This window comes from Micromonospora parastrephiae (assembly GCF_016802865.1).
Classification (GTDB): Bacteria; Actinomycetota; Actinomycetes; order Mycobacteriales; family Micromonosporaceae; genus Micromonospora; species Micromonospora parastrephiae.
This window is the reverse complement of the sequence record NZ_JAEVHM010000146.1, coordinates 1-13,852: the sequence shown is the minus strand read 5'-3', so window position 1 is coordinate 13,852 and position 13,852 is coordinate 1. Positions and strand designations below refer to the sequence as shown.

General features: G+C 70.7%; 11 protein-coding genes and 1 pseudogene. 11 read left to right on the top strand and 1 reads right to left on the bottom strand.

All coding sequences use genetic code 11. The features are described from left to right. Nucleotides 1–66 precede the first annotated feature (66 nt). From JNW91_RS23385 to mltG, 6 genes are all read left to right on the top strand, one after another. Nucleotides 67–765 (top strand): hypothetical protein, encoded by a 699-nt coding sequence (locus JNW91_RS23385; protein ID WP_203177587.1) that lies wholly within the window; start codon nucleotides 67–69, stop codon nucleotides 763–765. A gap of 150 nt (nucleotides 766–915) precedes the next feature. Next, nucleotides 916–1,380, top strand: coding sequence for a DUF948 domain-containing protein (locus JNW91_RS23380; protein WP_203177585.1), 465 nt, complete (start codon nucleotides 916–918; stop codon nucleotides 1,378–1,380). Between the two features lie 29 nt (nucleotides 1,381–1,409). Continuing rightward, a complete protein-coding gene (locus JNW91_RS23375) occupies nucleotides 1,410–1,715 on the top strand; it encodes a hypothetical protein (RefSeq protein WP_203177584.1) in 306 nt (101 codons plus the stop codon). Further along, nucleotides 1,712–4,390, top strand: coding sequence for an alanine--tRNA ligase (gene alaS, locus JNW91_RS23370; protein WP_203177583.1), 2,679 nt, complete (start codon nucleotides 1,712–1,714; stop codon nucleotides 4,388–4,390). Before JNW91_RS23375 ends, alaS begins: the two co-directional genes overlap by 4 nt. 72 nt (nucleotides 4,391–4,462) lie before the next feature. Continuing rightward, on the top strand, nucleotides 4,463–4,924 hold the full coding sequence (gene ruvX, locus JNW91_RS23365) for a Holliday junction resolvase RuvX (RefSeq protein WP_203177582.1): 462 nt from the start codon (nucleotides 4,463–4,465) through the stop codon (nucleotides 4,922–4,924). Then, complete coding sequence (gene mltG, locus JNW91_RS23360; RefSeq protein WP_203177581.1) at nucleotides 4,921–6,126, top strand: endolytic transglycosylase MltG; 1,206 nt, start codon at nucleotides 4,921–4,923, stop codon at nucleotides 6,124–6,126. Before ruvX ends, mltG begins: the two co-directional genes overlap by 4 nt. A gap of 90 nt (nucleotides 6,127–6,216) precedes the next feature. Here mltG and JNW91_RS34035 read toward each other — a convergent pair whose 3' ends face one another. Then, entirely contained in the window at nucleotides 6,217–6,588 is a 372-nt protein-coding gene (locus tag JNW91_RS34035; RefSeq protein WP_407664376.1) for a peptidoglycan-binding domain-containing protein, read from the bottom strand. A gap of 150 nt (nucleotides 6,589–6,738) precedes the next feature. Here JNW91_RS34035 and JNW91_RS23350 point away from each other — a divergent pair, with 150 nt between their 5' ends. The 5 genes and pseudogenes from JNW91_RS23350 (at nucleotide 6,739) to JNW91_RS23330 (ending at nucleotide 13,772) form a co-directional block, all read left to right on the top strand. Continuing rightward, a complete protein-coding gene (locus tag JNW91_RS23350; RefSeq protein WP_203177586.1) occupies nucleotides 6,739–7,575 on the top strand; it encodes a shikimate dehydrogenase in 837 nt (278 codons plus the stop codon). A gap of 98 nt (nucleotides 7,576–7,673) precedes the next feature. Continuing rightward, entirely contained in the window at nucleotides 7,674–9,374 is a 1,701-nt protein-coding gene (locus tag JNW91_RS23345; RefSeq protein WP_203177579.1) for a glycosyl hydrolase, read from the top strand. A 183-nt stretch (nucleotides 9,375–9,557) separates the two neighbouring features. Continuing rightward, nucleotides 9,558–11,534, top strand: a complete 1,977-nt coding sequence (locus JNW91_RS23340; protein ID WP_407664375.1) for a hypothetical protein — start codon at nucleotides 9,558–9,560, stop codon at nucleotides 11,532–11,534. 94 nt (nucleotides 11,535–11,628) lie between these two features. After that, nucleotides 11,629–12,180, top strand: a complete 552-nt coding sequence (locus JNW91_RS23335; protein ID WP_203177577.1) for an acyltransferase — start codon at nucleotides 11,629–11,631, stop codon at nucleotides 12,178–12,180. Beyond that, nucleotides 12,173–13,772, top strand: a pseudogene (locus tag JNW91_RS23330) (lipopolysaccharide biosynthesis protein). The gene JNW91_RS23335 and the pseudogene JNW91_RS23330 overlap by 8 nt, the downstream one beginning before the upstream one ends. Nucleotides 13,773–13,852: the final 80 nt, after the last annotated feature.

Below are 13,852 nucleotides of genomic sequence, written 5' to 3'. Positions count from 1 at the left end.
GCCGCGGTGCCCGCCCCGGCGGGACCGGTGGACCGGCCGGCACCCGAACCGACCGCCGGCCCCGAGCTGCGCCAGGCCGGCCAGGACACCCCCGACGACGACAGCCCGGCCACCGGCGCCCGGTCGGAGCAGCGTCGGCAGTCGCGCGAGCGACGGCGACTGCGGGCGGTGGCACTGGCGTTGGTCAGCATCGTGCTGCTCGGTGCGGTGCCGCTCTTCTTCGGCATTCGTACGCTGAGCCACGACCCGGTCTTCGACAACCTGGACCAGCTCAACGTGCCGGCCTGGGCCGCCGCGAAGACGGACGACGACGTCAGCGGCAGCCGCTGGTGCCTGCTCGACTGCCGGCTGCGCGAGCGCACCGTCACCTCGCAGAAGTCGCCGGCGGAGACGACGAAGGTCTACGAGGACGCGCTGCGCCAGGACGGTTGGCGACCGTGGAAGGTGACCCGCTGCCCGGAGCAGGAGACAAAGGGCAGCTACACCTGCTGGCGACGCGACGAGCTGACCCTCGACCTGTGGGTGCGCGAGCCGACCTGCGTGCCGCCGCCGGTCGACGGCGAGCCCGCGATCGTGCCGTCTCCCGGTTCGCCGGCCGCTGCGACGGAGTGCGCCGGCTCGTTGGTATCGGTGAAGGTGCGCAACGCGATCGACGACGAACGGACCAGGCCCCAACCGACCACCGATCCGTCACTGACCGGAGAGGATCCGTTCCCGACAGTCAGCGGCGACCCGCTGGGTGACCTGACACCCTCACCGTCCTGAGCCGGTTTCCATCACGGACGGTAGGGTCTGGGGCTGGCGGGCACGCCCGCTGCCGCTGACCGGCGACGGCCGGCGTGTCTGTTGTGGGTAGCACCGTTGTGCGTTCCGGGGACGTCGGGTCCTGCGGAACTTTGCTTGAGGAGGACAGGCGTGAGCGACATTGGAGAGGTCGCGGCGCTGATCGCGGCGTGCGCGTTCGCGGTGCTGGTGCTCATCCTGACGCTGCCCATCCTGCGGCTGCGGCACACGGTGGACGCCACCACGCGGATGATCAACGACCTCAACGATCGGACCGCGCCGCTGCTCGGCGACGTGAACACCACGGTGAAGAACGTCAACACCGCGCTGGAGCAGGTGCAGACCTCGCTCGACGGTGTGAACCTGCAGCTGGCGAAGGTCGACACCATGACCAGCCACGCGCAGAACGTCACCGCCAACGTCGCCAACCTGGCCACCGTGGTCTCCGCCGCGGCCGCGAACCCGCTGGTCAAGGTGGCCGCGTTCGGCTACGGCGTGCGGCGGGCCGCCGCCGGCCGTCGGCACGCCGAGACCGAGCGCGAGGTGCGCGACACCATCAAGCAGCAGCGGCGGGCCGCGAAGCGCGGCAACCGCTGACCGGCCGGCGCACCAGGAGGTAGCGAGACATGAGGCGGTTGTTCTGGCTCGGCATCGGGCTCGCCGTCGGCGTCGTGGTGGTCCGCAAGGCGACCAAGACCGCGCAGGCGTACACCCCGGCCGGCGTCGCCAGCACGTTGTCGGAATCCGCTGGCGGGCTGATCGAGTCGCTGCGTAGCTTCGTGGAGGACGTTCGCATCGGAATGGCCGAGCGCGAGCAGGAGATCCACGAGGCGTTCGCCCGAGGCGAGGCGTTCGACGACCAGTTCGCCGAGTTGCGGGAGGACCCGCGGATCGGCGACCGATACATCTTTCCGGAGGAACACCAGCGATGAAGACGGCGGAGATCAAGCGGCGGTACCTCGCGCACTTCGAGGCGAACGGCCACGCCGTGGTGCCGTCCGCTCCGCTGCCCGCCATCAGCGACCCGAACCTGCTGTTCGTCAACGCCGGTATGGTGCAGTTCGTCCCCTACTTCCTGGGTCAGCAGGCCGCGCCGTACCAGCGGGCGGTCAGCGTGCAGAAGTGCATCCGCACGCCGGACATCGACGAGGTCGGCAAGACCAGCCGGCACGGCACGTTCTTCCAGATGAACGGCAACTTCTCCTTCGGTGACTACTTCAAGGCCGGGGCGATCCCGCTCGCCTGGGAGCTGATCACCAAGCGGCAGGACCAGGGCGGGTACGGCCTCGACCCGGAGCGGATCTGGCCGACGATCTACCTCGACGACGACGAGGCGTTCGAGATCTGGCGTTCGATCGGCGTGCCGGCCGAGCGGATCGTCCGCCGGGGCAAGGCGGACAACTTCTGGTCGATGGGCATCCCCGGGCCGTGCGGCCCGTCCTCCGAGCTGTTCTACGACCGGGGCCCGGAGTACGGCCGCGAGGGTGGCCCGGCGGTCGACGAGGACCGCTACATGGAGTTCTGGAACCTCGTCTTCATGCAGTTCGAGCGGGGGCCGGGCACCACCAAGGAGGACTACCCGATCCTGGGTGACCTGCCGGCGAAGAACATCGACACCGGCATGGGCCTGGAGCGGATGGCCTCGATCCTGCAGGGCGTCGACAACCTCTACGAGATCGACGAGGTCCGGCCGATCCTCACCCGGGCGGCCGAGCTGACCGGCAAGCGCTACGGCGCGCACTCCGGACATGTGGCCAGCGAGTCGCACCCGGACGACATCCGGCTGCGCGTGGTTGCCGACCACGTGCGGACCGCGCTGATGCTGATCGGCGACGGCGTGACCCCGAGCAACGAGGGGCGCGGCTACGTGCTGCGCCGGATCATGCGTCGGGCGATCCGGTCGATCCGGCTGCTCGGCTGGCAGGATCGGGCGCTGCCCGAGCTGCTGCCGGTTGCCCGGGACTGCATGGCGCCGTCATACCCGGAGCTGGCCACCGACTTCGACCGGATCTCGCAGTACGCGTACGCGGAGGAGGACGCCTTCCTGTCGACGCTGCGTGCCGGCACCACGATCCTGGACACCGCGATCGCCGAGACCCGTACGGCGGGCGGCACGGCGCTGTCCGGCGCGAAGGCGTTCCAGTTGCACGACACGTACGGCTTCCCGATCGACCTGACCCTGGAGATCGCCGCCGAGCAGGGTCTCAAGGTCGACGACGAGGGCTTTCGCCGGCTGATGGCCGACCAGCGGACCCGGGCGAAGGCGGACGCGCAGGCGCGCAAGACCGGGCACACCGACGTGTCGGCGTACCGGTCGGTGCTCGACTCGGGTGGTCCGGTGACGTTCACCGGGTACGGCGAGGTGGCCCGCGAGTCGACGGTGCGGGCGCTGCTGGGCGCGGATGGGCCGCGTCCGGCGGCGACCGAGGGCGAGACGATCGAGCTGGTGCTCGACACGACCCCGTTCTACGCCGAGGGCGGTGGCCAGCAGCCCGACCGGGGAATGATCACCGTGGGTGGCGGTCAGGTCGAGGTGCTCGACGTGCAGCAGCCGGTGCCGGGCCTGATCGTGCACCGGGCCCGGGTGATCCGGGGTGAGGTGCGCGCGGGCGAGACCGGCTACGCGGAGATCGACACCACCCGCCGGCGGGCGATCTCGCGGTCGCACACGGCCACCCACCTGGTGCACCAGACCATGCGGAACTTCCTCGGCGAGTCGGCCACCCAGGCTGGTTCGTTGAACGCGCCCGGCCGGCTGCGATTCGACTTCAACACCCCGACCGGGGTGTCGCCGAGCGTGTTGCGCGACGTGGAGCAGCAGGTCAACGAGGTGCTGCTGGCCGACCTGGAGGTGCATGCCTTCATCACCTCACTGGAGGAGGCGCGGCGGATCGGGGCGATGGCGCTCTTCGGCGAGAAGTACGGCGACGAGGTGCGGGTCGTCGAGGTGGGTGACTACGCGCGGGAGTTGTGCGGTGGCACGCACGTGGCCCGCTCGGCCCAGCTCGGCCTCGTGAAGATCCTCTCCGAGTCGTCGATCGGCTCCGGTGTCCGTCGGGTCGAGGCGCTGGTCGGCATGGACGCCTTCAGCTTCCTGGCCCGCGAGCACCTGCTGGTCTCCCGGCTGGCCGAGCTGTACCGGGTGCCCAGCGAGCAGGTCGCCGACCGGGTGGAGCAGACCGTCACCCAGCTGCGCGACGCGGAAAAGGAGCTGGAAAAGCTGCGCGCCCAGCTGGTGCTGGGTGGGGCGTCGGCGCTCGCGGCGCAGGCCAGGGATGTGGGCGGGGTGGCGTACGTGGGCACCGAGGCGCCGGAGGGCGCAGCCGGTAACGATGTGCGGACCCTCGCCCAGGAGATCCGCGGCAAGATCGATCCGGCGCGACCGGCGGTGGTCGCGGTGGCGGCTCGGGCGAACGGCAAGGCGTCGTTGGTGGTGGCGGTCAACCAGGCCGCCCGGGGTCGGGGCCTGGCCGCCTCGGATCTGGTGAAGGCGGCGTTCTCCGGGCGCGGCGGGGGCAGCCCCGACCTCGCCCAGGGTGGCGGTCTGCCCGCGACCGAGGCGCCGAAGCTGCTGCTCACCGTGGAGAAGGCGATCACCGAGGCGTGATGGACGATCATTGTCGACCAGGGCGGACCGTTCGGTCCGCCCTGGTTCGTAGGGCCCCGGGGGTGACCGTCGGTGGCTGAACGGACGCGTGGCGTTCGGATTGGCGTGGATGTCGGGCAGGTCCGGGTGGGGGTGTCCCGCTCGGATCCGGACGGCGTGCTGGCCACACCGTTGGTCACCCTGGCCCGCGATCTCACGTCGGCCCCGGACGCGGTGCCCAGTGACCTCGCCGAGCTGGCGGCGCTGGTGGCCGAGCACGAGGCCGTCGAGGTTGTCGTCGGCCTTCCGGTCAATCTCGCCGGCAAGCACGGTCCGGCGGCCGTCCACGTGAAGGCGTACGCTGACCGACTGGTCGATGTGATAGCGCCTGTCCCGGTAACGCTCACTGACGAGAGGATGTCGACGGTGGTCGCTTCTCGTAGGCTTGCCGAGCGTGGCGTCCGAGGTAAACGTCAACGTGCGGTTGTCGACCAGGCGGCCGCGGTGGAGATCCTGCAGAGCTGGCTGGATGCGCAGCGGAGGCGGACGCAATGATCGACGATCTGGACCTTGGGTTCGACGAGCCGGAGCGGGGGGAGAAGGGCCGGCACCGGCGCGGCTTCGTGCAGAAGCGCAACGGCAAGGGCGGGTCGGGCGGTGGCCGGGGTAAGACATTCCTGGCGTTGCTGCTGGCCCTGTTCCTGCTGGGCGGCATCGGTGGCGCGGCGTTCTACGGTTTCGACCGGATCCAGAACTACTTCGTCACCCCCGACTACGACGGCTCCGGCTCCGGCGAGATCACCGTCGAGATCAAGAACGGCGCGCTGCTGGCCGACATGGCCGACGCGCTGGTCGCCGCCGACGTGGTGAAGAGCCAGAAGGCGTTCATCGAGGCCGCCGAGGCCGACTCGCGCAGCAAGAACATCCAGCCGGGCACGTACAAGCTGCGCAAGCAGATGAGCGGCGCCAGTGCCGTCACCGCGATGCTCGATCTGAAGAACAAGATCGTCAACGGGATCACCATCCCCGAGGGCCGCACCAGCTTGAACATCTACAAGCTGCTCTCCGACAAGACCAAGATCCCGGTCAAGGACTTCCAAACCGCCGCGAAGGACCCCGAGGCGCTCGGCGTGCCGGACTGGTGGTTCAAGCGCGAGGACGGCAAGAAGGTCGTCAAGTCCGTCGAGGGTTTTCTCTACCCGGACACGTACGAGATCCCGCCGAAGGCCACCGCGGAGAGCATCCTCAAGCTGATGGTGGACAACTTCCTGTCGGTGACCGAGGAGATGAAGTTCGCCGACCGGGTGCAGAAGGAACGGGGCGGCGTCAGCCCGTACGAGGCGTTGATCGTGGCCTCGCTGGCGCAGGCCGAGGCGGGCAACAAGGACGACCTGGGCAAGGTCGCCCGGGTGGCCTACAACCGGGCGTACGGCGAGTTCCCCTGCAACTGCCTGGAGATGGACGTCACCGTCAACTACTACCTGGAGTCGATCGGCAAACCGACCAAGTCGTCCAAGCAGATGACCGAGTCCGAGCTGAACGACCCGAAGAACCCGTACAACCGCAAGCTGCCGGGCATGATCCCCACCCCGATCAACAACCCCGGCAAGCAGGCGCTGGAAGGGGCGATGGACCCGCCGGTCGGCAAGTGGCTCTTCTTCGTCGCGGTCGACAAGCAGGGCCACTCAGCGTTCGCCGAGACACCCGAGCAGCACGAGCGGAACAAGGCCAAGGCCCGGGAGGCCGGCATCATCTGACGGTTCCCCTCCGACGACAAAAAGGCTCCCTTCCCGCGCTGGGAAGGGAGCCTTTTTGTCCGCCCTGAAACACCATTTACGGTGTCATTGTCAGTGGCTTGTTCTGGCCCAACTACCGGTGCGCGGGTTCAGGAACGGCCACACGCCGTTGCTGTTCTGCTTCCGCAGAGCGAAAGTGCGGTTGTAGCCGTAGTAGAAGCACCCGGCCTGGGTGCTCGTGTCGTAGCTGGTGTTGCGGTTGACCGCGCCGTACGCCTTGCCCCAGGTCTGCGGTCCGACCGAACCGTCGATGCCGATGTTCATCACGTCCTGCCAGGTCCTGGTCTTGGCGGCGGTGTTGGAGCCGAACTCCCCGTCGATGAGAGGCTGAAGACTGCGGCAATCGCGATGAGGGCGCGCATAATGCGTTCGTTCAAGATTCCCCTTTTTCGATCGGTCATGCCGTCGCGGGAGTGCTTTCACTCACGTCGATGTCCGTCAGGCGATAGGCCATCGTCGCGGCTGAGTTCGCTGGTGCGGTGGCCGGCGTACTGGGTAGGGTCGACCCGACACATGTGGAAGGGCGGAAAATGATGCGGACGATGGCGGGGTGTTTGGAAATGCCCGGCGGTGATCGTGTCGACCCGTAGGGCCGCGGTGCTGGGCAAGCCGATCGCGCACTCGCTCTCCCCGGTGATCCACACCGCCGGGTACGCCGCCGCCGGGCTGAGCGGTTGGTCGTACACCCGGATCGAGTGCGCGGCGGCGGAGCTGCCGGATCTGGTTGCCGGTTTGGGCCCGGAGTGGGCCGGGTTGTCGGTGACCATGCCGGGCAAGGAGGCCGCGTTCGCGGTCGCCGACGCCGCGTCGCCGGTCGCCGCCGCCGTCGGCGCGGCCAACACGTTGGTACGCCGTCCGGACGGCTCCTGGTACGCGGACAACACCGACGTCGCCGGCATGGTTCAGGTGCTGACCGACGCCGGGGTGAGGGCTGGTGCTGCCGTGACGGTGCTGGGCGCGGGCGGTACGGGCCGCGCCGCGCTCGCCGCCGCCGCGCGGATGGCCTGCTCGTCGGTCACGGTGGTGGCCCGCCGCCCCGAGGCCGTCGACGAGCTGCGACCGGTGGCCGACGCCCTCGATCTGGTGCTGACCGGTGCCGCCTGGTCCGACGCGGCCCGGCACGCCGGGGCCGACGTGGTCGTCTCCACCGTTCCGAAGGGGGTCGCCGACCCCCTCGCCGACCTGGTGACCTGGCGGCCGGGTGGAGTGTTCTTCGACGCGCTCTACAACCCGTGGCCGACGCCGCTGGCCGCGTCCGCCCTCGCGGCCGGCCTGCGGGTGGTGTCCGGACTGGACCTGCTGCTGGCCCAGGCGGTGGGCCAGTTCGAGCAGTTCACCGGCGTGCGCGCCCCGGTCGAGGCGATGCGCGCCGCCCTGCGGCGAGCGACCGGGGCCGACTTCCTTAGCTGACGGTTAAGACGCGCTTACGGGAAACTGTCCTGCGCACGACCCGCCCTGGTCATCGATACGCTGCACACCGTTACGGCAGCAGACACAGGGAGTTCTCCTTGACCAGGCACGGACTGCACCGCATCACCCGGTTCCGCTCCGGGCCCCGGCGCAAGGCCATCGCGATCGGCGTGGTCGGCGGCTCGGTGGTGGCCGGCATCGTCGCCACGATGATGCCCCTGCTGGCCAGCGACGACCTGTCGATCCGGGCGGCGGCGGACACCACCGCCACGGCGGTGTCGCAGGACGGCGACAACGCCGCCAAGTCGACCCTGGCCACCTGCGCGACGCGCTGCGACGGCAACCCGCGTGGTGGCCGCGAGGCCGTCATCGAGTTCGCGGTCACCACGGTTCCGGCCGCCGCGATCAACGTCCGGGCGACGCTGCGGGTGCACGCCTGGCAGCAGTTCGCCGCCACGGTGACGGCGCACGCCTCGCCGCTGAGCGCCCGCGAGGCCCGGCCTCCGCTGACGTCGGCGGGTGCGGCGCTGGACAGCGTGACCGGTGTGTCCAAGGGCGTCAACGAGTGGGACATCTCCAAACTGGTCACCGGCAACGGCACCTGGACGGTCTCGCTGGCGCAGAGCGGGCTGGAGAGCAGGATCTACTGGGCGTCGGTCGAGAACCGCAACCCGGACCTGCGCCCCAGCCTGGTGATCAGCTACGACATCGGGACCCGGCCGTCGTCGACCACCCGCCCGACGCCGTCCCCGACGCCCAGCGCCTCGCCGACCACCGCCGCGCCGAAACCGTCGCCGACCGTCGCCCCGACCCGGACGCCCACACCCAGCGCGAGCACCACGATCCCGCCCGGCAAGTGCGGAGCGGTGTCCGACAAACTCGTGCCCTCCTGCGGCGCCTGGTGGGGCATGTACTCGCCGGCGAGCGCGGGCGGCGGCTGGGACCACGGCAAGGCGGTCACCGACGTGGAGGCGCAGGTCGGGCGGAAGTTCGACATCGTGCACCGCTACCACGACTTCTCCAACTCGGGCAGCAACGGCGCCTTCCCCGACGCGTACGAGTCGCAGCAGATGCGCGAGGGCCGGCTGATGTTCTTCGCCTGGGAGTCCCGCGACTTCTCCGCCGGCACCACGCTGAAGTGGGCGGACGTCTACAGTGGCCGGCAGGACGAGACGATCGACGCGGTCGCCGGCCGGATCCGCGCGACCGGTGTGCCGGTCTTCATGGGCTTCGACCACGAGCCCGAGGACGAGCCGGCCAAGGGCAGCGACGCCGAGTTCGTCCGGGCCTGGCGGTACGTGTACGAGCGGTTCGCCAAGGCCGGCGCGACCAACGCGGTCTGGGTCTGGACGATGATGGGCTGGTCCGGTCACTACTCCCGGTACGCCGGCCTCTACCCCGGTGACCGCTACGTCGACTGGGTGGCCTACGACCCGTACAACTTCCACGTCTGCAACGGCAGCACGGTGTGGAAGAGCCCGAGTACGACCGTGAGCGGCTTCTACCGCTGGCTGGACGAGAACGGCATCGGCGCCGGTAAGCCGCGGATGCTCGCCGAGTTCGGGACCAACTTCAACTCCGCCGACCCGGGCGCCAAGCAGCGCTGGTTCCAGGAGTTCCCGGCGGCGCTGAAGGCACACCCGAAGATCAAGGCCGCCATCTACTTCAACTCGCCGGGCATGACCACCCGGACGGCGACCTGTGACATGACGATGAACCACGACGCGTCGGCGGTGGCCGGCTTCTCCCAGGCCGGCCGGGACGGGTACCTGCGGCAGCCCACCGGGGGGAGCCGCTGACGGTCATGACGATGTCGTGACGGCGCGCCGCGGGGTCGGACCGGGTATCCGGTCCTCCGGCGTTCTGTCAGCTTGCTGATCGATGCACCGCCCAATCGGCGGATGCGCCTGCCAGCGTGGGCGAGGGACGCTACCTCGGGTACTCATCCACCTTGGAGGCGCAGCGTGCCCAAACTCTCGCACTTGTGGCGTTTCGCAGGACGACGTCGTACTCGGGCGGGGGTGGTCGCGTTGGCGATCGTCGCCGCGGTGCTCGGTGTGCCCACGGTGTCCTCGGCGGCGGTGGTACCGGTCCCCGAGACGGCGACCCTCGTGTCGGCGAACCCCGCCGACTCGACCCCGCACGCGCGCGATGGTGAAACCCGAGCCTTCGCGCAGGTGGGCAACACGGTATTCGTCGGCGGCAGCTTCACGCAGCTCCGGCAGACCGCCAGCTCACCGTGGATCACCCAGCGCTACCTCTTCGCGTACGACCGCACCACCGGCACCATGTCCACGGCGTTCCTGCCGGTGCTCGACGGCGCGGTCAACACCCTGGTCGCCGGCCCGGGCGGCACGCTGATCGTCGGCGGGGCCTTCAAGACCGTCAACGGGGTCTCCCGCAAGAACCTGGTCGCCCTCAACCCCTCCACCGGCGCGATCATCGACTCCTGGTTGGGGCGCTCCGACGGCGGCAGCGTCCGCGAGGTCGTGCTGCACAACAACTGGCTGTACGTGGCCGGCGCGTTCAACTGGCTCAACGGCACCGCGCACGCCGGCCTCGCCCGGCTCAACGCGACCACCGGCGCCATCGACCCGACCTTCGCCATCAACGCCACCGTCGGGCGGCACTCCACCACCTCGTACGTCTGGACCATCGACGTCACGCCGGACGGCAACACCCTGGTCGTCGGCGGCAACTTCACGCTCGTCAACGACCTGCCGCGTAACCAGATGGCGCTGGTGGACGTCTCCGCGACGCCCGCGCTGATCGACTGGAGCACGGAGAAGTTCGTTCCGCCGTGCGCGGCCCCGGCGACGTTCGTGCACTACGTGCAGGACGTCAAGTTCGGCGCAGACGGCAGCTGGTTCGTGGTCGGCACCAACGGCGGAGCCGGCTGGCCGACCGCGTACTGCGACACGCTGGTCCGCTTCGAGACCGCCGCCCGGGGCAGCGGCCAGCTCGCCACCTGGGCCGACTACACCGGCAACGACACGATCACGTCGGTCGAGGTCGCCGACAACGTCATCTACCTCGGCGGGCACTTCCGCTGGGTGAACAACCCGAACGCCAGCGACGCCGCCGGCCCGGGCGCGGTCGACCGGCTCGGCATCGCGGCCGTCACCCCGGCCACCGGTATGCCGGTGAACTGGAACCCGCGTCGTAGCGGTAGCGCCTCGATGCCCGCCGGGACCAGCAGTTGGGGCTCCTCGGTGCCGGTGCTGTGGCGCGGCGCGGACGGCCTCTACTTCGGGCACAACTCCGACGGCATGGGCGAGGAGTACCACGGCCGGCTCGGCATGTTCCCGCTCGCCGGCGGGCGGACCTTCACCCCGAAGAACCCGCCCACCGCCACCACCGGCAACCTCTACCTGAGCACCTCCCCGGGCGCCCTGGCCAAGGTGCCGTTCGACGGCACCACGCTGGGCACCCCGACCACGGTCAGCCAGCCGGCCTACACGGCGGCCGGCGCGACGTGGCGGGTGGACGACCGGATCTACTGGTCGCACGCGGTCGCGGGCACGCCCACCGGCAGCCGGATCGACATCTCGCTGTTCAACGGCGGCGCGATCGGTTCGCCGTGGGAGGCGTCCGGCTACAACGACTGGTACAACCCCGCGACGATGAGCGGCGCCTTCTTCCTCGACGGTCGGCTCTACTACACCCGTACCGGCGCCAACAACCTGTACTACCGCTACTTCGAGATCGACGGCAACTACCTCGGTGCCACCGAGTTCACCCTGCCGACGACCGGCGTGTCGTGGACCGCGGTGCGTGGCATGGCGTGGGTGGGCGGCCGGATCGTCTACGGTGCTACCGACGGCACTCTGCGTAGTGTGCCGTTCAATCCGACGGCCGCGCCGAGTGCGGTGGTCGACGGCGCGGCGGCGACCGTCCTCAGTCCCGCGACGCCCGGGTTGTCCTGGTCTACCCCCTCAACATTCTTCTCCGTGCAGTGAGGGTTTACGGTTCGTAACGGAGCATCGGTAGATTGTTCACGTTGGGCCGGCGGCGGCTCCACCGCCGCGGCCCCACAACGTGGGGGAGGGGTCGATGGTCGGCGCCGCTGGCATTCGCGCGAGACGCGCGGTGCGCCTGGTCTTCGCGGTCAAACGCGGCTGGTACCGGCTGCGCTATCGGCGGCTGACGCTCGGCCGGGACGTGCAGATCCGAGGCCGCATCCGGCTGCGCCGCGGGGTGCGGGTAACCATCGGCGACCGCACCCGGTTGAACAAGCTGGTCCGCTTCGCCGGCCCCGGCGAGGTGCGCATCGGCGCCGACTGTCTGTTGAACGCGACGTGGATCGGCACCTGGACGTCGGTGACCGTCGGGGACCGGTGCCTGCTGTCGGACTGCGAGTTGCTCGACAACGACTTCCACAACCTGCCACCCGAGCAACGGCACCAGCCACCCGGTCCGGCCACCCGCGCCCCGATCGTCCTCGAGGACAACGTGTGGGTCGGCGCGCATGCCCTGGTGATGAAGGGCGTACGGGTCGGCCGGGACAGCGTCGTGGGCGCGGCGACGGTGGTCCGTACGGACGTGGCGCCCCGCGTCGTGGTGGTCGGCAATCCTCAACAGACGGTGAAGAAGTTCCATGACTGACGCAGCTCCCACCTCCTGGCCGACGGATTCCCCGTCCCCCGGCACAAACCGCTCGGTGACGCTGACCGACCTGCTGCGGGTGCCGCTGCACCGGCTGCGGCTGGTGACCGTGGTGGCCGTGGTCGGTCTGCTCCTCGCGCTCGGCTACGTGCTGCTGGTGCCGCCGGCGATGACCGCGAGCGCCGTCGTCGCGGTCCGGCCGGTGGTGACCGACGCGTTCACTCCCAGCGGCGCGGGGGCCGACCGGGCGGTCAACATGAACGTGGAGAGCGGCATCGCCACCGGCACGGAGGTGGTCCAGCGGCTCGCCGACTCGGCCGGCGGCGACCCGCGCGACATCCGCGACGCGCTCGAGGTCGAGGTGCCCACCGGTGGGCAGATCCTGCGCTTCAGCTACCAGGCGAAGGAGGCGCAGCGGGCGGTGCAGGGCGCCAACCTCGCCGCCCGGGCCTATCTGGACGTGCGACGCACCATGTACGAGCAGCAGCGCGCCGAGATGCTGCGCTCGTACGACGCCAGCATCACCAAGGTCGCCGCCCAGCAGACGGCGGTGCAGAAGCGGGCGAGCAGCGCCAAGGACACCGCCGCCGGGGACGCCGCGTTGGCCGAGCTGGCGGGGATCAACAACCAGCTCACCCAGCTCAACGCGGCCCGCACCGAGATCGCCGCCGTGGACGTCAACCCCGGCTGGGTCACCCAGACCGCCGAGCGTGCCCTGGTCACCTCCGCCGGGCACCGGCCGCTCTACCTGGTCGCCGGCCTGCTCGCCGGCGCGCTGATCGGCGTGGTGCTCGCGTACGCCTGGGAGTCGGCCGACCGGCGGGTCCGTTCGGTCGCCGACGGTCGGGAGGCCACCGGCCTGCCGCTGCTCGGCACGGTGCGCCGCCCACCTTTGCGGGGCAGTCCGCGTGCCGTCGACGCGGACGTCCGGTACGTGGCGATGGCGGTGGCCGAGCGGGTCCGGCAGCCGGCCCGGGTGGCGCTGCTCACCGCACGGGAGGACGCCACGTCGCTCACCGCCGGGCTCGCGGTGGCGCTCGCCGCCGACGGTAGGGAGGTCTTCGTCGCCGACGACAGCGGGCGTACCGAGCGGCTGCGGGCCGCGGTGCTCGCCGACCGGGGGCGGCTGCCCATCGACCCGTCCCGGCCGGCCGTGCCCAAGCCCCGCCCGGCCGGCAGCCTGCCGGCCACGACACCCGCCCCGGAGAACGTGCCCACCCGCCGCCCCTCCCCGCATCCGCCCGGCGCCCGCCCCGTCCACCGACCCGGACTCCACGCTCACGCTGCCCCGGGTGGCTCCCGCCCGGCCGGAGAACGGTCGGGTCGCCTCCCCGGACGAGGTGAGCGTGGGGGTGGGTGGCGTCCGGTTCGGCACCTGGCGGCAGGGCGCGGACCACGGGCTGGTGCTGTTCAACGCTCCACCGGCCGAGTCCGACGAGCGCGGCGTCGCGGTGGCCCGGCAGGGCAGCGCGGTGGTGGTGGTCGAGCGGGACCGCACCCGCCAGGTCGACCTGCGGCGCCTCGTGGAGCGGCTGCGCGCCGCCGGGGTCACCCCGCTGGGTTTCGTTCTCACCCGTAACGGCCGGGCCTGACCGGTGACGGTCACCCGCGCCCCGGCGACCGAGCCGCCGCCCAATGGCGCGCCGGCCGTCGGCGTGCCGGTGCCGCCGCC

Coding starts and splice junctions, on each gene's coding strand:
- mltG (WP_203177581.1), top strand. CDS start 4,921: ATGATCGACGATCTGGACCTTGGGTTCGACGAGCCGGAGCGGGGGGAG.
- JNW91_RS23335 (WP_203177577.1), top strand. CDS start 11,629: ATGGTCGGCGCCGCTGGCATTCGCGCGAGACGCGCGGTGCGCCTGGTC.
- JNW91_RS23375 (WP_203177584.1), top strand. CDS start 1,410: ATGAGGCGGTTGTTCTGGCTCGGCATCGGGCTCGCCGTCGGCGTCGTG.
- alaS (WP_203177583.1), top strand. CDS start 1,712: ATGAAGACGGCGGAGATCAAGCGGCGGTACCTCGCGCACTTCGAGGCG.